Annotated in this window: 14 protein-coding genes and 1 pseudogene; 11 read left to right on the top strand and 4 right to left on the bottom strand. The window is 71.1% G+C overall.

All coding sequences use genetic code 11. The features are described from left to right. Positions 1-36: 36 nt before the first annotated feature. Positions 37-1410, bottom strand: a complete 1374-nt coding sequence (locus E6P78_RS18295; RefSeq protein ID WP_136204672.1) for an APC family permease — start codon at positions 1408-1410, stop codon at positions 37-39. A 74-nt stretch (positions 1411-1484) separates the two neighbouring features. Between E6P78_RS18295 and E6P78_RS18290 the strand changes: the two genes are divergently transcribed. Both E6P78_RS18290 and ppgK read left to right on the top strand, forming a co-directional pair. After that, positions 1485-2474 (top strand): 4-hydroxy-3-methylbut-2-enyl diphosphate reductase, encoded by a 990-nt coding sequence (locus E6P78_RS18290; RefSeq protein ID WP_206307837.1) that lies wholly within the window; start codon positions 1485-1487, stop codon positions 2472-2474. 66 nt (positions 2475-2540) lie between these two features. Further along, the gene (gene ppgK / locus E6P78_RS18285) at positions 2541-3278 is read left to right on the top strand and encodes a polyphosphate--glucose phosphotransferase (protein ID WP_136204670.1); all 738 of its coding nucleotides are present in this window, start codon (positions 2541-2543) and stop codon (positions 3276-3278) included. Between the two features lie 26 nt (positions 3279-3304). On the opposite strand, the gene E6P78_RS18280 is transcribed toward ppgK, so the two are convergent. Then, entirely contained in the window at positions 3305-3865 is a 561-nt protein-coding gene (locus E6P78_RS18280) for a DUF6542 domain-containing protein (RefSeq protein ID WP_136204764.1), read from the bottom strand. 256 nt (positions 3866-4121) lie between these two features. Here E6P78_RS18280 and E6P78_RS18275 point away from each other — a divergent pair, with 256 nt between their 5' ends. From E6P78_RS18275 to ychF, 7 genes are all read left to right on the top strand, one after another. Beyond that, positions 4122-5009, top strand: coding sequence for an AraC family transcriptional regulator (locus E6P78_RS18275; RefSeq protein ID WP_136204669.1), 888 nt, complete (start codon positions 4122-4124; stop codon positions 5007-5009). A gap of 151 nt (positions 5010-5160) precedes the next feature. Beyond that, positions 5161-6024 (top strand): ABC transporter ATP-binding protein, encoded by an 864-nt coding sequence (locus E6P78_RS18270; protein ID WP_136204668.1) that lies wholly within the window; start codon positions 5161-5163, stop codon positions 6022-6024. 77 nt (positions 6025-6101) lie between these two features. Further along, on the top strand, positions 6102-7169 hold the full coding sequence (locus E6P78_RS18265) for an iron-siderophore ABC transporter substrate-binding protein (protein WP_136204667.1): 1068 nt from the start codon (positions 6102-6104) through the stop codon (positions 7167-7169). 32 nt (positions 7170-7201) lie between these two features. Then, positions 7202-9274 carry an iron ABC transporter permease gene (locus E6P78_RS18260; RefSeq protein WP_136204666.1) on the top strand — a complete coding sequence of 691 codons (2073 nt, stop codon included), beginning with the start codon at positions 7202-7204 and terminating at the stop codon, positions 9272-9274. Between the two features lie 144 nt (positions 9275-9418). Next, positions 9419-10546 (top strand): peptidase C39 family protein, encoded by a 1128-nt coding sequence (locus E6P78_RS18255; RefSeq protein WP_136204665.1) that lies wholly within the window; start codon positions 9419-9421, stop codon positions 10544-10546. A 287-nt stretch (positions 10547-10833) separates the two neighbouring features. Continuing rightward, positions 10834-12075: a GNAT family N-acetyltransferase gene (locus E6P78_RS18250; protein ID WP_136204664.1), complete on the top strand. Its 1242-nt coding sequence runs from the start codon at positions 10834-10836 to the stop codon at positions 12073-12075. 251 nt (positions 12076-12326) lie between these two features. Then, positions 12327-13415 carry a redox-regulated ATPase YchF gene (gene ychF, locus E6P78_RS18245; protein WP_136204663.1) on the top strand — a complete coding sequence of 363 codons (1089 nt, stop codon included), beginning with the start codon at positions 12327-12329 and terminating at the stop codon, positions 13413-13415. Positions 13416-13523: 108 nt separating this feature from the next. On the opposite strand, the gene E6P78_RS18240 is transcribed toward ychF, so the two are convergent. Both E6P78_RS18240 and E6P78_RS18235 read right to left on the bottom strand, forming a co-directional pair. Then, positions 13524-14642, bottom strand: a complete 1119-nt coding sequence (locus E6P78_RS18240) for a site-specific integrase (RefSeq protein ID WP_136204662.1) — start codon at positions 14640-14642, stop codon at positions 13524-13526. Between the two features lie 24 nt (positions 14643-14666). Then, positions 14667-15167 (bottom strand): helix-turn-helix transcriptional regulator, encoded by a 501-nt coding sequence (locus tag E6P78_RS18235; RefSeq protein WP_136204661.1) that lies wholly within the window; start codon positions 15165-15167, stop codon positions 14667-14669. A 120-nt stretch (positions 15168-15287) separates the two neighbouring features. On the opposite strand from E6P78_RS18235, the gene E6P78_RS18230 reads away from it, so the two are divergent. Further along, positions 15288-15482, top strand: a complete 195-nt coding sequence (locus E6P78_RS18230; protein WP_136204660.1) for a helix-turn-helix domain-containing protein — start codon at positions 15288-15290, stop codon at positions 15480-15482. Positions 15483-15630: 148 nt separating this feature from the next. Then, a pseudogene (locus E6P78_RS18225) lies at positions 15631-17083 on the top strand (DUF3631 domain-containing protein). Positions 17084-17206: the final 123 nt, after the last annotated feature.

Raw genomic sequence — 17206 nt, 5'->3', positions numbered from 1 at the left:
CGTAACGGCCGGGACCGACAACCGGACCGTCCGCGTTCAGCGGGCCACACCCCGCCGCCCCCGCTGCACGAGGAGCACCACCAGACCCACCACGAACCAGCAGGCGCCCACCACCTGGGCGCTGCCGGCCGCCTCCACGATCACCGCGATCAGCGCCCCCGCACCGACCACCGGCACCAGGACGTGGCGCCACCAGCTCGGCGGCCCCTCCATCCGCCGCACCACGAACCAGCCGACCACCGACGCGTGGAGCAGGACGAATGCCGTCAGCGCCCCGATGTCCACGACCGAGACGAGATGGTCGAGCCCGTCGTCGCGCCGGGCCGCCCACACCGCCGCCACCAGCGTCACGACGGCGGCGATCAGGATCGCGACCCGGGGCACGCCGGAGCGCGGATCGACCCGGGACAGCAGCGCCGGCAGCCTCCGCTCGCGGGCCATCGCGAACAGCAGGCGCCCCGCGGCCGCCTGCCCGGCGAGCGCCGCGAACGCCGCCCCGATCGCCTTGCTGACGGCCACCAGATCGTGCAGCCAGGTGCCGACGGAGGAGTCCACCGTGTCGTAGAAGGCCGAGCCCTGCGCCGCCGGATCGGCGGCCAGCTCCGCCGAGGTCATCGGCTCCAGCAGGGCGGCCAGATACGCCTGCGCCACGAACAGGCTGCCCGCGAGCACCAGGCAGAACAGCAGCGCCCGCGCCACCTTCGCCGAACCGCCCGTCACCTCCTCCGCGAACGTGGCGATGGCGTCGAAACCGAGGTACGAGAGCACCGCCACCGACACCGCGCCCAGCACCGCCGTCGTGGAGAAACCGGAGTCCCCGGTGAGCGGCGTCAGCCAGCCGCGCTGCGCCCCGTCCCGTACGAGCACCACCACGGCGGACACCAGGAACACCAGCAGCACCACGATCTCCATCGCGAGCACCGCGAAACCGACGCGGGCGGCGGCGCGCACGCCCCACAGGTTGAGCAGCGTCGTCAGGACCACCGCGAGCGCCGTCCACACCCACCGGGAGACCCCGGGCACCAGCGAGTTCATCGCGATCCCGGAGAACAGGTAGGCCACGGCCGGGATCAGCAGGTAGTCCAGCATCGCCATCCACCCGGCGACGAACCCCGGCCCCTCACCGAGCCCCCTGCGGGCGTACGCGAACACCGAACCGGCCAGCGGGGCGACCCGCACCATCTGGGCGTAACTGAAGGCGGTGAAGGCCATCACGACGGTCGCGGCCACGTACACGAGCGCGACCGCGCCGTCCGACCTCGCGTCGAGCGTCCCGAACACGCCGACCGGGGCCATCGGGGCGATGAAGAGCAGCCCGTAGACCACCAGGTCCCGGAATCCCAGCGTCCGCCGCAGCCCGGCCCGCTCCGCGGTGCTGCCGCTGGTGGAATCCGTACCGCTGCCGGCCATGAGCCCTCCGTTGGTCGCGTCGAGATCAGTCTCCCGACCCGTCGCCACCCGCGCCTGTTCGGTACGGCCTTACGATGGGACGCATGACTGCTACGACCGCCCGACGCGTCCTCCTCGCCGCTCCCCGTGGCTACTGCGCGGGCGTGGACCGTGCCGTGATCGCCGTGGAGAAGGCCCTGGAGCAGTACGGCTCCCCGGTCTACGTGCGCCACGAGATCGTCCACAACAAGTACGTCGTACGGACCCTGGAGAAGAAGGGCGCGATCTTCGTCGAGGAGACGGCGGAGGTCCCCGAGGGCTCGATCGTGATGTTCTCCGCGCACGGTGTCGCACCGACCGTGCACCAGGAGGCGGCCGAGCGGAAACTCGCCACGATCGACGCGACCTGCCCGCTGGTCACCAAGGTCCACAAGGAGGCCGTCCGCTTCGCGCAGGACGACTTCGACATCCTCCTGATCGGCCACGAGGGCCACGAGGAGGTCATCGGCACCTCCGGCGAGGCCCCCGAGCACATCACCCTGGTCGACGGCCCCGAGGACGTCGGAAACGTCGAGGTGCGCGACCCGTCGAAGGTCGTCTGGCTCTCCCAGACCACGCTCTCGGTCGACGAGACGATGGAGACGGTCGGCGCGCTCAAGGAGAAGTTCCCGCTGCTGATCTCGCCGCCGAGCGACGACATCTGCTACGCCACGCAGAACCGCCAGATCGCGGTGAAGCAGATGGGCGCGGACGCCGACCTGGTGATCGTCGTCGGCTCGAAGAACTCCTCGAACTCCGTCCGCCTGGTCGAGGTCGCCCTCGGCGCGGGCGCGGGCGCCTCCCACCTGGTCGACGGCGCCGACGAGATCGACGAGGCCTGGCTGGAGGGCGTCTCCACGGTCGGCGTCACCTCCGGCGCGTCCGTGCCCGAGGTCCTGGTCGACGGCGTGCTGGCATGGCTGGCCGAGCGGGGTTTCGAGGACGTCGAGATCGTGAAGGCCGCCGAGGAATCGATCGTCTTCTCGCTCCCGAAGGAGCTGCGCCGCGACCTGCGCGCGGAGGCGGCGGCCCTGAAGGGCGAGTAGCGGGTCTCGGCCCTCCCTTCTCCGTTCCGGAAGTGATCGGCGCCGGGTGCCCGTACGGTGGATCACATGGAGATCTTCGGCGTGGACATCGGCGGATCAGGTATCAAGGGCGCTCCCGTGGACCTGGAGCGCGGAGACCTGGCGCAGGAGCGCCGCAAAGTACTGACACCGCACCCGGCCACACCCGATGACGTGGCCGGGTGCGTGGCCGAGGTCGTCGGCCACTTCGACTGGAAGGGCCCGGTCGGCATCACCTTCCCGGGCGTGGTCACCGGCGGCCTGACCCGTACCGCGGCCAATGTCGACAAGGGCTGGATCGACCTCGACGCCCGCACCCTCCTTGGCGACAAGCTGGGCCTCCCCGTCACCGTGCTGAACGACGCGGACGCGGCGGGCGTCGCCGAGATGACGTTCGGCGCGGGCCGGGGCCGCAAGGGCACGGTGATCGTGCTGACCTTCGGTACGGGGATCGGCAGCGCCCTCTTCGTCGACGGCAAGCTCGTACCGAACACGGAGCTCGGCCACCTGGAGCTGAACGGCCACGACGCGGAGAAGCGCGCCTCCACGAAGGCCAAGGAGGACGAGGACCTGAGCTGGGAGCACTGGGCGCGCCGGGTGCAGAAGTACCTGGCCCACGTGGAGATGCTGTTCTCGCCCGAGCTGTTCATCGTCGGCGGCGGTATCAGCCGCAAGGCCGACAAGTTCCTGCCGCTGATCGAGCGCGTACGGGCCGAGATGGTCCCGGCGGAGCTCCAGAACAACGCGGGCATCGTGGGCGCGGCGATGGCGGCGGCGAGCAGCTGAGCCCGCAGGCGGGCGGGGCGTACGGCTCAGCGCTGGGACGGGCGGCGGGGGGCGCGCCCGGCGGGGCGGGAGGCCGGTGAGGGGGAGACGCCCTGCGGCTGCGCGGCCGGGTGCGCGGCGGGCCGGGCGGTCTGCGCGGCCAGCAGCATCCGCCGCTGCCGGGCCCGCATCAGCCGCACCTTGCGTACGGTCGCGATGAGGCCGGCGACGAGGGTTCCGCCGTACAGCCAGCCGGCGTGCACCGCGAGGGCGGTGACGACGGCCATGGTCTGCCCGCCGAAGCCGCCGGTGCCGCCGGAGATGGGGACGATCCCGACGGCGAAGGCGATGGGCACGCTGATCGGCGCGGTCACCAGGTCCGCGGGCCGCGCCCAGAACGCGGTCAGGGCGCTGACCGGCAGGAACAGTACGCCGAACACGGCGGCGGACCCGTCGAACAGCAGCCGGTCCAGGCAGCCGAGCACGAACATGGCGGCGGCTGCGAACAGCCCGGCGCCGATACCGGTGAGCCGGGGGTTGGGCAGTCGGCGCAGGGCGAGCACGGCGGGGGAGACCGCCCGGCCGTCGCGCCCGGCGGGCGCGCTCATCACCCGGTAGCCGAGGGCCCCCGTGCCGCCGACCGCCTTCTTGGTTCCCCTGGCCGCCCCCAGCGGGGACAGCGGGGCCTGCCGGGTCTGCCTGCGCTGCGGGGGACGTGTCCTGTGCTGCTCCACCGGGACAACGTAGGTCGCCGGGAGGGCGGAACCAGGTGCGGGACACGCGCTTTGGCCGACCTTGGCGATGAGTTCGATGCCACACGGCTCAACGGGAACCGGATCGGGACGGCCCCTTAGACTCGTCCGCATGGTCCGATCGTCCCGTGGTGAGGTGAGCCCGGGGATGTGGCGGCGCGAGGCGGGCACGGTGCTGCGCCGGGCCGGGGCGCTCCCGGAGCGGGCGGAAGCCTCCGGTGCCGTCGTCGCGGAGTTCCGGATCGTCCCCGCCCCCACGGAGTGGGCGCCGCACTCGCACCGTCTGCATGAGCTCGTCTGGGTGCGCGGGGGGACGCTGACGTCCCGGGTGGGTGACCGCGTCTTCACCGTGTTCGAGGGGCACGGGCTGTGGATGCCCGCCGGAGTGGTGCACGCGGGCCGGGCGACGGAGGGTGCGCGTTTCCACGACGCCTTCTTCGCCCCCGACCGCACGCCGTTCGCGTTCGGGGAGCCGAAAGCGATCGCCATGACGCCGTTGCTCACGTCGCTGCTGACTCATCTGTCGCGCACCGATCTTGAGGTGGCGGCCCGGCTGCGGGCGGAATCCGTCGTGTTCGACGTGATCCAGCCCTCGGAGCACCAGCTCGCGTTGCAGCTGCCCGGCGACCCCCGGATCGACGCGATCGCCGAGGCCCTGCTGAACGATCCCGCCGACTGCCGTTCACTGGAGGAATGGGCGCGGTGGCTGGGGAGCAGCGACCGTACGATCACTCGCGCGTTCCGGCAGACGACAGGTCTCTCCTTCGCGCAATGGCGGCAGATGCTGCGTGTGCACCGGGCGCTGATGCTCCTCTCCGACGGCTTCGATGTGATGTCGGTCTCCGAGAGCCTTGGCTACGCGCAGCCCAGCTCCTTCATCGCCGCCTTCCGGCGTGTCATGGGAACCACGCCGGGCGCGTTCTTCGGCGCGGCGGGCGCGGCGCCCCGGGATGTCCCGAATTCCGTATCGGGTGGCGAGAACGCCGGATTGTCTGCATGACAAGTGGAATATAGTCTTCTCGAAGTTAGGTAACCCTTAGTTGTTGCTCGCCGCGCACGGTGCTGCCCGCGTGCGGGAGAGCGTGCGGCCCGGCCGGTAAAAGCCGGGCGGGGTGCCGCAGCCCGCGCCCCTCGATCACCCGGACCTCCTCATGTTCACAAGCCCTTTCCGGCGTGCCGGAAGTCCCCCGGCCGGCCCCGCCGCCCCGGCGGCCGCGCTCAACGGGCGCGACCTGGTGCTGCGCTACGGCGGCAAGCCGGTCGTCCACGGTGTCTCGGTCGCCCTGGAACCCGGCCGCGTGACCGCCCTTGTCGGGCCGAACGGGAGCGGCAAGTCCACGCTGCTGCGCGCGCTCTCCCGACTGCATCAGGTGGACGGCGGCCGGGTCACGCTCGGCGCCCCCGACGGACAGGCCGAGCGTGACGCGGCCCTGCTCAGCCCCCGTCAGTTCGCCCGCGAGGTCACACTGTTCTCCCAGTCGAGGCCCGCACCCCAGGGGCTGACGGTCGCGGAGGTCGTGGCGTTCGGACGCCACCCCTACCGGCGTGGCTTCGCCGGACCGACCGTCGAGGACGGTGCCGCCATCGACCGCGCCATGGGCGTCACCGGCGTACGGGACATGGCGGGCCGGCTGGTCGGGGAACTCTCCGGCGGGGAGATGCAGCGTGTCTGGCTCGCCGCATGCCTCGCCCAGGACACCGGTGTCGTGCTGCTGGACGAGCCGACCAACCACCTGGACCTGCGGTACCAGTTCGAGACGCTCGACCTGGTGCGGGATCTCGTGGAGAAGCACGGCATCGCGGTCGGGATCGTGCTGCACGACCTCGACCAGGCCTCCCGGATCGCGGACACGCTGGTCCTCATGCGTGCCGGCCGTGTGCACGCGGCGGGCGCACCCGCCGACGTTCTCACCGCCGAGAACATCGGCGAGGTCTACGACATCCGGGTCGAAGCCGGCGTCGATCCGCGCACCGGCCGTCTGCGTATCGACCCACTCGGGCGCCACCTCTCCTGAAGAGGGCGGCACCCCTTCCGGAGCAGCCCGCTCGCCGCTCCGCCGAATCGTTCGAGTCCGAGAAAGAGGACCCCTCCATGAACCGTGCCAGTCGCCTGACGGCCGCAGCAGCCTCGACCGGGCTCGCCCTTTTCGCCCTCACGTCCTGCGGCACCACCGACGCCGACGAGATCACGGCCAGGAGCAGCGCCGCCCCGGCCCCCACGTCGAAGGACTGCACCCAGGACACCACGACCACCTCGACGGAGCCGGTCTCCTTCAAGGACGGCGTCGGCCGGCAGGTGAAGCTCGACAAGCCCGCCAAGCGCATCGCGGTCCTGGAATGGCAGCAGGTCGAGGACGCGCTGACCCTGTGCGTCACCCCCGCCGCCGTCTCCGACGTGAAGGGGTACAGCACCTGGGTCAGCGCGGAGAAGCTGCCCAGCGGGGTGACGGACATCGGCACACGCGAGGAACCCGACCTCGACACCCTCTACGCGACCAAGCCCGACCTCATCGTCGTGGAGGCGTTCGACGCCAAGGACGAGACGATCAAGAAGCTGGAGAAGCGAGGTGTCCCCGTGATGGCCACGCGCGGGGCGAACCCCAAGGACCCGATCGGGAACATGCGCGAGGTGTTCAGCATGATCGGCCAGGCGACGGGACGCACCGAGCGGGCCGACCAGGTGCTCAAGGAGTTCGACGACCACCTGGCGAAGGCCAAGCAGCAGGTCGCCGACGCCGACCTGCCGACGAAGGACTTCGTCTTCTTCGACGGATGGCTGGAGGGGAGCAACCTCACCATCCGCCCCTACAGCGACGGCGCCCTGTTCACCGAGATAGGCAAGGAACTCGGCATGAAGCCCGCGTGGACCAGCAGCGTCAACAAGGAGCACGGTGACGGAGGCGTCGACCCCGCCTACGGCCTCGCGCAGACGGACGTCGAAGGACTCGTCGCGGTCGGCGACGCCAACCTCTTCTACGCCAACGACGAAGACGCCGGCGGATACGTCGAGGCGATCCGGAAGAACCCGATCTGGAAGACCCTCCCGGCCGTCAAGGAAGGCCGCGCCCACGCCTTCCCGGCAAGCGTGTGGGGCGCCGGCGGCCCGCGCTCCAACGAGCAGGCGATCGACGCCTACGTCGACGTGCTCGACAAGAAGTGAGCGCCGTAGACACAGCGCCACCGGAAGGGGCGGTGCCGGCGCGCCCGCGTGTGGAGCGCGGCGGCGGCCCCGCCGGGGCGGCTGTCCTGGCCGTCCTCCTCGTCGCGACCGTCCTGGTGGGCCTGTGGCACCTGACCCAGGGGACATCGGGCGTCGGGGTCGGCGACCTGGTGCGCCATCTCGCCGGGGAACGGGAGAGCGCCGACGGCGCGCCGGTCGGCGAGATCCTCACCGGCTCACGCCTGCCGCGCCTGTTCGCGGGCGTGGCGGTGGGCTTCGCCCTCGGCTGCGCCGGCACGCTGCTCCAGTCCGTCACGCACAACACGCTCGCCTCGCCGGACACCCTCGCGGTCTCGGCCGGTTCCTACTTCGCCGTCTCGCTCATCGCGGCCCTCGGCCTCGCCGTCCCGCTGTGGGCGTCGGGCGTCGTCGCCTTCGCCGGCGGCCTGGTCGCGGCGGCGCTCGTACTGCTTCTCGCGGGCCGGGCCGCGGGCACCTCCGGCACCCGCCTCATCCTCGCCGGATCGGCGATGGCGATGGCCCTGGACTCCGCGACCGGGATGCTCCTCATCCTGTTCAAGCAGAACACGACCGGCCTCTACGCCTGGGGAAGCGGCTCGCTCTCGCAGCTGAACATCGACGCGTCGGTACGCGCCATCCCCCTCGTCGTCGTGGTGCTGTGCGCCGCCCTGGCACTGTCCCGGCGGCTGGACGTCATGAACCTGGGTGACGACACCGCGTCCACCCTCGGCGTGCCGATCCGGAGCACCCGGGTGACCGCCGTGGTCTGCGCGGTACTCCTGACCAGCACCTCGGTGACCCTCGCGGGCCCGATGGCCTTCGTCGGTCTCGGCGCCCCCGTCCTGGCCCGCCTGATCGCGGGGCGGGTCCGCGCGTTGCGCCGGCACCTGCTCCTGATCCCCGCGGCCGGCCTGCTCGGCGCGCTGCTCATCCTGCTCGCGGACGCGGTCCTGCGTGCGGTGCAGGGTGCGGACGGGGCGGCCTCCATCCCCACCGGTGTGCCGACCACGCTGCTCGGCTCCGTCGTGATCGTGGTCCTCGCGCTGCGGCTGCGTGACACGGGCCGGCTTCGGCAGCCCCCGCGGGCACGGGTCGCCGTACGATCCCACCGCGCGTACCTCCTCGTCGTGTCCGGCGCGGTGGCACTGCTGGCCGCGGCGGTCCTCGTGGCGGTCCTGGCGGGGAGCCTCTGGCTGCGGACCGGGGACATCGCCCTCTGGGTCCAGGGCACCGCCCCCGACCTGATCGGCCAGGCGCTCGACGACCGGGTGCCACGTGTCACCGCCGCGGTCCTCGCCGGCGCGGCGCTCGGACTGGCCGGATGCGTCGTGCAGAGCACGGTACGCAACCCGCTCGCGGAGCCGGGGGTGCTCGGCATCACGGCGGGCGCCGGGCTGGGTGCGGCGGGCGTCGTCACGTCCGGGCTGGGCGGCGGACAGGCGGTGCTCGTCGCGGTCGCCGTCGCGGCCGGGCTCGCCACCTTCGCGGTGATCGCCCTGCTGGCCTGGCGTGGGGGCTTCCTGCCCGACCGGTTCGTACTGATCGGCATAGGCATGGGGTACGGCCTCAGCTCCGTGACCACCTTCCTCCTGCTGCGCGCCGACCCGTACAACACGCCCCGCATCTTCACCTGGCTCTCCGGTACGACCTACGGCCGTACGTTCTCCGACGTCGTACCGGTCGCGGTGGCCCTGGCGCTCGCGCTTCCCGTACTGCTGTCCATGCGCGATCGGCTCGACCTGCTCGCCGTCGACGAGGACACCCCGCGCATCGTCGGCGTCAGGGTGGAGCGCACCCGCTTCTCCGCTTTGGCGATCGCCGCGGTGCTCGCGGCGCTCAGCGTGGTCGCCGTCGGCGTCGTCGGCTTCGTGGGACTCGTCGCCCCGCACCTCGCCCGTTCGCTGGTGGGCGCCCGGCAGGGCCGCGCGATCCCGGTCGCGATGCTGCTCGGCGGGCTGCTGGTGTGCGTGGCGGACGCACTCGGCCGCACAGTCGTCGCCCCCGCCCAGGTGCCGGCCGGCCTCATGATCGCCCTGGTCGGCGCACCGTACTTCGTCTGGGTGCTCCGGCAGTCCCGCGCATGACCTCCGGCCGGTACGGAGCCCGGACCGGCCGGCTCCGGGCTCCGGTCCCGCCAGTCGGCGGGCCGCCGTTCACCCGCAGTGAATCCCCGTACTCCCTACCCCGTCCCCGTCCCCGCCCCCCCGCGTCCCGCCAGGAGCACCCGAATGTCGTCCCAGCAGGAGAGGCCCGTGCGGCCCGTGCGGCCCGTGAAGAGCATCGTCGTGCCGTACGAGCCCGATACCCCGCCGGACCGACTGGCGCGGCTCGTACACGACGAGGTGTCGGAGCGCTGGCGCGCGGTCGACCGCTCCGCCCACGCCCCGCACATCGTGGCCGTTCCCGGTGACGACGGCGAGGACTGGACGGCTGCCGCGCTCGTGACCGCCCGCCCGGACACGGCCTATCTGAAGATCGTCGACGCCGTCGGCGACGTGCGGGCGGCCGTCGCGGCCGTCGCCGCCCACGCACGCCGTCAGGAGCTCGTACAGCTGAAATGGGAAGGATGGACGGCCCGCCCCGAGGACGCCGCCGCCGCGGGCTTCGCCACCCTGAGCCCTCCGCTCACGCAGTCGGAGGGTGCGGCCGGACCGGCCGCCGGTTACGTTCGCTGGTTGCGCGACGACGTGGTGAGCGCACCCCCGTACTACGGGCAGACCACACACTTCACCTGCGGCGCCGTCACCGCCCTGGTCGCGCAGGTGCACGCGGGAGTACTGGCGCGGGACGCGCTCGACCGCCGGGCGGAGCTGACGCTGTGGCGCGACGCGAACAACTTCATGGCGTGCGAGCCGGTCGGCCTGGGTGTCGCCGTGCGCCGGGCCCGGCCGTCGTCCCAGGTCACGGTCCACCTCGACACGGACCGGCCGGTCATGCTCGACCACCTCCCTCCGGGCGACCAGGAGTGGCGCGCCCTGCTCCAGCGCGCGTCGCGTACGGATGCCGATCGCGTCGGCGTCCCGATCGACCCGCGCCACCTCTCCCTGACCGAGATCCGGGACGCGATCGGCCGGCAGGAGCACGTACTGCTCCTGCTCTCGCTCGCCGGGATGCAGGGGTTCGACGTGCCGCACTGGGTGCTCTGCCACGGCGTCGTGCCCGGCGCCGTCGTGATCGATGACCCCTGGGCCAACGCGTCGACGGGAGACACCTGGGTCGACGCCCACCTCCTGCCGGTGCCGGACGCGTCGCTCGACACGATGTCGACGATGTCACCGGAAGGCTTCCGCGGAGCCGTGACCATCAGCCACCCGCAGCGGCGGCCCGTCCCCCCTTCCGCTCCGACCGACGAGTAGCCCGCACGGCCGTCCGGTGTGACCTGCTCGGCACTCGGCCGCCGTCCATCCGCCCTGGCCAGAGGGCTACTCTGCGCTGTGGCCCGGCCCCAGCGACCGGGCCCGATCATCCCCGCGACCCGGCCGACCCCCGCGACCCGGCCGACCCCCGTGACCCGGCCCGACCCCCGTGGCCCGGCCCGATCCCCGTGACCCGGCCCGACATTCATGACCCACGACCCATGACCCGCCCGACACCCGCGACCCATGACCCGGGGTGTCGCCAAGCCGAGGAGGAAGCGGCAGCGATGGAGATTCGTCCCACGACCGACAAGGACCTGGACGTCTTCGTCGACACGGTCCACGCGGCATTCGGGCACTTCCCCGAAACCCCGATCGCGGACGGCGGGCGCTGGTGGTCGGCGCTGGAAATGGACCGCGGCCTGCTCGCCGTGGCGCCGGAGGGAAGGCCCGTGGGCACCGCCGCCGCGTACTCCTTCGAACTCACCCTGCCCGGTCGGATACCCGTCCCGGTCGCCGGAGTGACCGCCGTCGGCGTCCTGCCCTCGCACCGGCGACGTGGCGTGCTCAGCGCGATGATGCGGCACCAGCTCACCGAGGTGCGGGCCCGGGGTGAGTTCCTCTCCGTGCTGCTGGCTTCGGAGGCCCCGATCTACGGGAGGTTCGGTTACGGACCCGCGACCTCCACCGCGCGGTTGACGGTGCCGCGCCACAAAGCAGCCCTCGCCGCTCCCCGGGCGCTTGCGACGGCCGACGCCCCGGCGACCGGCTCCGACAGCGGTTCGGTCGAGATACTGCGGCGCGCCGAGTGCGGCGAGATCCTCGAAGCGGTCTACGACCGGTACCGCCGCGCCCAGCCCGGCGCACTGTCCCGGCCGCACCGCTGGTGGACCCTGGGCGCGGGGCATCCGCCGATCTCCCCGGCACCGCGCTACGTCGCCGTCCACCGGGACGCCGACGGCGCTGCGGACGGGTACGCCAGCTACTCCCTCGGCTCCGTCGGCGAGCAGAGCACCCTGACCGTCGACGAGACCATCGCCGCCGACGACGCGGTCTTCACGGCCCTGGCCCGGTTCGTACTCGGACACGACCTGGTCTCCCAGGTCGTGTTCCGGCATGTCCCGCCCGAGCACCCGCTGCGCTGGCAACTCGCCGACCTCCGGGCCGGCGAGGTCGGCGGTCACACCGACTGGCTCTGGGTGCGCCTTCTCGACGTCCCACGGGCCCTGACCGCGCGCGGATGGTTCACGGACGGTGAACTCGTCCTGGACGTCGATGATCCGTTCCTGGGCGAGCACGGCCGCTACCTGCTGACCGTCCGCGACGGCAAGGCCGACTGCGTCCCCACGGACCGAGACCCCGACCTGTCCCTGGACGTGCGCGACCTGGGCTCGGTCTACCTCGGCGGTACCCGCCCGAGCACGCTCGTGCGCGCCGGACACATCCGGGCCCACCACCCGGGCGCTGCCGTCCTCGCGGACGCGCTCTTCGGAACCGATCGCTCCCCGCACTGCCTGCACTGGTTCTGATCGGACACGCACCGGGAACGAGGTCCGCACGTCTCGGGACCGTCCGTCAGCGCACCCGTCAGCGCGTCCGTCAGCGCGCTGGACGCATCGATCTGGAGTTCGAGGGAGATCTTCTCGTCCTTGTCCCTGTACCGTGATACGCGCACGTGGACGATGGCGCGCTTGGGCTGCCGTGCGAACGAGGAGCCGGTGAGCGTGTCTGGAGTCGCGGCCGACCCCACCCTTCTTGATCCTGAGCGGACGTTTGTGTCATGAGTACTAGTATCGGAATCGTCGGACTGCCGAATGTCGGCAAGTCGACCCTCTTCAACGCCCTGACCAAGAACGACGTGCTGGCGGCCAACTACCCGTTCGCCACGATCGAGCCGAACGTCGGCGTGGTCGGCGTCCCGGACCGCCGCCTGGACATCCTGGCGAAGATCTTCGGCTCCCAGAAGGTGCTGCCGGCGACGGTCGACTTCGTGGACATCGCCGGAATCGTGCGCGGCGCGAGCGAGGGCGAGGGCCTGGGCAACAAGTTCCTCGCGAACATCCGCGAGTCGGACGCGATCTGCCAGGTCATCCGCGCTTTCAAGGACGAGAACGTCGTCCACGTCGACGGCAAGGTCTCGCCGAAGGACGACATCGAGACGATCAACACCGAGCTGATCCTCGCCGACCTCCAGTCCGTCGAGAAGGCCGTCCCGCGCCTCCAGAAGGAGTCCCGCCTCCAGAAGGAGAAGGTCGCGGTCCTGGCCGCGGCCGAGGAGGCCCAGAAGATCCTCGAAGCGGGCGACACCCTCTTCCACGCCGGCATCACGGCCTCCACGGAGAAGGGCCGCCTCCTCCACGAGCTGCACCTCCTCACCACCAAGCCGTTCATCTACGTGTTCAACGTCGACGAGGACGAGCTGGTCGACGAGGACTTCAAGAACGAACAGCGCGCCCTGGTCGCCCCCGCCGAGGCCATCTTCCTGAACGCCAAGATCGAGTCCGAGCTGATCGAGCTGGACGACGACGAGGCCCTGGAACTGCTCCAGTCCATGGGCCAGGAAGAACCCGGCCTCGCCACCCTCGGCCGCGTCGGCTTCGACACCCTGGGCCTCCAGACGTACCTCACGGCCGGCCCGAAGGAAACCCGCGCCTGGACCATCAAGAAGGGCGCCACGGCCCCCGAGGCGGCCGGTGTCATCCACACCGACTTCCAGAAGGGCTTCATCAAGGCCGAGATCATCTCCTTCGAAGACCTGGTCGAAACCGGCTCGGTGGCCGAGGCCCGCGCCAAGGGCAAGGCCCGCATGGAGGGCAAGGACTACGTGATGCAGGACGGGGACGTGGTGGAGTTCCGCTTCAACGTCTAATACGTCCGGCGAAAGGCCGTCTGACCTGCGACGGAGCGGGTTGGGCGGCTTTTGCGGTCCGCACGGAGTCCGCAGCGTGCTGGACGAATCCGGCACGCGGGGGAGCGGTTACGCCGCTTCGTCGACCTGTGGCTGGGCATCGGCGGACTGGTCGGCGTACGCCTTGTCGACGGCGGCCCGGGTCCGCTCCTCGGAGTCGGGCCACAGGTGGGTGTAGATGTTCAGTGTCATGGCCGCGTTGGTGTGGCCGAGACGCTCGGAGACCGTCTTCACGGACTCGCCGTGCTTGATCAGCAGGCTGGCGTAGTGGTGCCGGAGGGCGTGGGGTCCGGTGCCCTTCGGTATGCCGGCCTTCGCACAGGCGGGCCGCCAGGACCCGTCCATGAAGTGCGTGTAGACCACGGGCCCGCCTTGTGGTGCAGTGAAGATCCAGCTCTCGGGCCCATCGGCGGGGAAGTCCCGCAGGTGGGCCTTCATCGCATCCACCGCCATGCGGGGGAGCGGGACCGTGCGGTGCGAGCGAGCGGTCTTGGGCGGGCAGACGTACACGCCGTGCTTGGCGGTCTGCTGGATCTGCTGCTCGACCGAGACGGTCGCGTGCAGTAGGTCTACGTGCCGGAGTTGGAGGCCGAAGAGCTCGCCGGGGCGGAGCCCGGTGCACGCGCCCAGCAGGACCAGGCCCTTGTAGCGGCCGGGTATCTCCTCGGCCAGCGTCCGCACCTGTTCGACGGCCAGGGGTACGACCTTCTTCCTCGGAACTGAGGGCAGCTTCGCGTCGGTGCAGGGGTTGTGCGGAATCATGCGGTCGCGGACCGCTGCCCGGAAGACGGCGTTGACCGTGTTGAAGACGGTGCGGGAAGTGCTCGCAGCCAGCTTGTGGGTGGTCGTCAGGCTGGTGATCCAGCTCTGCACGTCACCGGGCTTGATCGCGCCGAGTGCCCGCTTCTCCCAGACGGGGTAGGCGTAGCAACGCAGGTGCTGGGCTACGGCCTTGGCCGTCGACGGCCTGTGCGGCTGGCTGGCCCGCCACTCCTCCGCGTACTCCTTGAAGGGTTTCTTCGCCGAGCGCGGGTCGACGTACTGCCCGGTGACCACGCTGGTTGTGACCTCGTCGAGCCAGCGCTGGGCGTCGCTCTTGCGGTCGAAGTGGCGGGCGTGTTCCTTGCCGTCGAGGTCGCGGTAGCGGGCACGCCATTTGCCGTTGGGGCGCTTCTGGATGTTCGCCAAGTGGCTTCTCCTTTGTGCTGGTTGTCAGTAGTGGCCGCCGTCCTCGATGTCGCTGGTGAGGGTGCGAGCGTCCCGCTCGTCGCCCATGAGGCGGAGGCACTGCTCGTTGATCGCGCGTGAGCTGTCGGGGTGTGCCTTGATGTGGTCCGCCACGGCGACCACGGCGCGGTGCAGGCGGTCGCGGGCGTCGCGGGTTTCGTAGAACGCTTCGACGGCTTCCTGGACGAGCCGTCGGCTATCGATGTCGAGCCCTTCCAGGGGCGGTGACATGAGTTCTTCGAGGGGGAGCTCGAAGACGCGGGAGAAGGCGAGGGCCTCGTCGAGGTTGATGCGCCGGCGGGGAGAGCCGTTCTCGATGCGCCACACGGCCGTCTGGTTCATCTTCACGCCGGCTCTGGTCACCCGCTCGGCCAGCTCAGTCGTGCTCCACCCTCTGACCTCGCGCTCCAAGGCAACGCGGCCCGCCACGTTGCCTTCGCTGTAGAGCAGCGGCACTTCGCCGCCCTCTGCCTTCTCGCCTGCCATCGAACCTCCATCGCGACCACCGCTATCCGAATTGAAACATGGCCTTCCCGGTTTGGCTAACCGCCGATCATGAGGTACTGATTATGCAGATCGAATCGATAACTAGCCGAATGGGAACACATGCGATACCTGACCACCTCCGAGGTCGCTGAGCGCTACCGCACTGCCGAGAGCACCGTCCGCTACTGGCGCCATCTGGAGAAGGGACCGCGCGGCATCAAGATCGGCAAGCGGGTTCTCTACCCCGAGGCCGAACTGCTGCGCTACGAGCGCGCGCTGATCGACGGTGGAGAGGACTGGGGCCTGGCCTCATGAGCCACCGACAGGCCCAGACACAGCAACGGCCCCCGGCGCGCCAACGCCGAGGGCCGGAGATTCCCCTGCACGTCGCCCATCCCTGAACGAACGAACCCGTGAGGGGCGAGACCTTGTTCGTCTCGTCCCTCACCCGAGAGGAACGTCTATGGAGGACCCTACGTCCCCCGCCCCCTCGAAGGCATCCGGTGTTGCCTGGCCACCGATCGCGATCCCGGGCCAGGGTCTGCCTCGGAACCGCGAAGAGCGGACGGAACCACGTGCCGGCACGGGAGGCGCGACCTCCGATGCTCCGAATCGGAGCACTCCCGGTTCGCGACCTGCTCAGGTCAGCGCCCCGACAACCGCGTCGGACAGCGCAGTCGATCCTGCTGCAGGCGGATCAGAAACCCAAGACGGCGGCGAGGCGGCAGGCGAAGGCAGCGCGCTGCTGGACGACCTCCGCACGGCGATCAGGCGGTACGTGGTGCTGCCCAGCGACGAGGCCCCTGACCGCCGTCACCCTCTGGGTCGCGGCCTCCCACATCCAGCCTGGCCTCCAGCACGCACCACGGCTGGCGGTCGTCGGACCGACCAAGGGGTGCGGCAAGTCCCGTCTCCTGGACGTTCTCGACGAGACCGTCCACCAGCCGATGATGACGGTCAACACCTCCCCCGCCGTCGTCTTCCGCGTCATCGGCAAGAACCCGCCGACGCTGCTGGTGGACGAGGCCGACACCATCTTCGGCCCCAAAGCGGGCGACAAAGAGGACCTGCGCGGCCTGCTGAACGCCGGGCACCAGCGCAACCGGCCCGCCTGGCGGATCTCCGGGCCGGAGCACAAGCCGACCGCATTCCCCACCTTCGCGATGGCGGCGCTGGCCGGTATCGGTGACCTGCCGGACACGATCATGGACCGGGCAATCGTCATCCGCATGCAGAAGCGCAAGCCGGGCGAGCGGATCACCCCGTTCCGATCGCGGTACTCCGTACCGGAACTGCACGCGCTTCGCGACCGGCTGGCCGACTGGCTGGTCCCGCAGCGCGGCACCGTCGCGGGCGCGGTGCCGAAGATGCCCGTCGAGGACCGCGCCGCCGACACATGGGAGCCGCTCGTCATCGTCGCCGACCTCGCCGGCGGGCACTGGCCCGCGCGGGCACGTGCCGCCTGTCTGGCGATGACGCGCAACGAGGTGGTCCAGGACGAGCAGACGACGCTGAAGACACGGCTGCTGCGTGACATCCGCCGTGTCTTCGACCAGGAGGGCGGCAGGGAGGCACTGCGCAGCCAGGACCTGCTGGCCGTGCTGATCCAGGACGCCGAGGCCCCGTGGGCGGAGTACGGCACGAAGGGGTTGAACGCCTACCACCTGGCGAATCTGCTGCGCGACTTCGGCATCAGCCCGGCCAACTACCGGTTCGAGAAAGGCCAGCAGGCCAAGGCGTACGCCCGCAACCAGTTCGTGGACGCATGGGCTCGCTACTGCCCCGACCCCGCCCCGTCGGCACCCACCGCCGAGGTCCCGGCACGTCCGGCCCAGGGCAGGCCGCCCGCCCCTCCGTCCGGGGCGCTGCCCACCGGCCCGCCGGGAAAGCCCGCAGGGCCCAGGCCCACTCGCTGACACCAGGTCCGCATCAATCCGTCGCATCCGTCCCCGCGCAGGTCAGCGCGGGGACGGATCTCCTCGCCGTTACGGATCGATCCGTACCTGCGGCCCTCTCCGTACCTGTGCTGACCAGCCACG

It is taken from the genome of Streptomyces sp. A0958 (assembly GCF_004795035.1).
Lineage (GTDB): Bacteria > Actinomycetota > Actinomycetes > Streptomycetales > Streptomycetaceae > Streptomyces.
The sequence above is the reverse complement of the archived record's forward strand: the minus strand, read 5'-3'. Positions and strand labels throughout refer to the sequence as shown.

Bases quoted from the DNA above. Each gene is read 5' to 3' on its own strand.
- E6P78_RS18295 (WP_136204672.1), bottom strand. From the start codon at position 1,410: ATGGCCGGCAGCGGTACGGATTCCACCAGCGGCAGCACCGCGGAGCGG.
- E6P78_RS18290 (WP_206307837.1), top strand. From the start codon at position 1,485: ATGGGACGCATGACTGCTACGACCGCCCGACGCGTCCTCCTCGCCGCT.
- ppgK (WP_136204670.1), top strand. From the start codon at position 2,541: ATGGAGATCTTCGGCGTGGACATCGGCGGATCAGGTATCAAGGGCGCT.
- E6P78_RS18280 (WP_136204764.1), bottom strand. From the start codon at position 3,865: ATGAGCGCGCCCGCCGGGCGCGACGGCCGGGCGGTCTCCCCCGCCGTG.
- E6P78_RS18275 (WP_136204669.1), top strand. From the start codon at position 4,122: ATGGTCCGATCGTCCCGTGGTGAGGTGAGCCCGGGGATGTGGCGGCGC.
- E6P78_RS18270 (WP_136204668.1), top strand. From the start codon at position 5,161: ATGTTCACAAGCCCTTTCCGGCGTGCCGGAAGTCCCCCGGCCGGCCCC.
- E6P78_RS18265 (WP_136204667.1), top strand. From the start codon at position 6,102: ATGAACCGTGCCAGTCGCCTGACGGCCGCAGCAGCCTCGACCGGGCTC.
- E6P78_RS18255 (WP_136204665.1), top strand. From the start codon at position 9,419: ATGTCGTCCCAGCAGGAGAGGCCCGTGCGGCCCGTGCGGCCCGTGAAG.
- E6P78_RS18250 (WP_136204664.1), top strand. From the start codon at position 10,834: ATGGAGATTCGTCCCACGACCGACAAGGACCTGGACGTCTTCGTCGAC.
- ychF (WP_136204663.1), top strand. From the start codon at position 12,327: ATGAGTACTAGTATCGGAATCGTCGGACTGCCGAATGTCGGCAAGTCG.
- E6P78_RS18235 (WP_136204661.1), bottom strand. From the start codon at position 15,167: ATGGCAGGCGAGAAGGCAGAGGGCGGCGAAGTGCCGCTGCTCTACAGC.
- E6P78_RS18230 (WP_136204660.1), top strand. From the start codon at position 15,288: ATGCGATACCTGACCACCTCCGAGGTCGCTGAGCGCTACCGCACTGCC.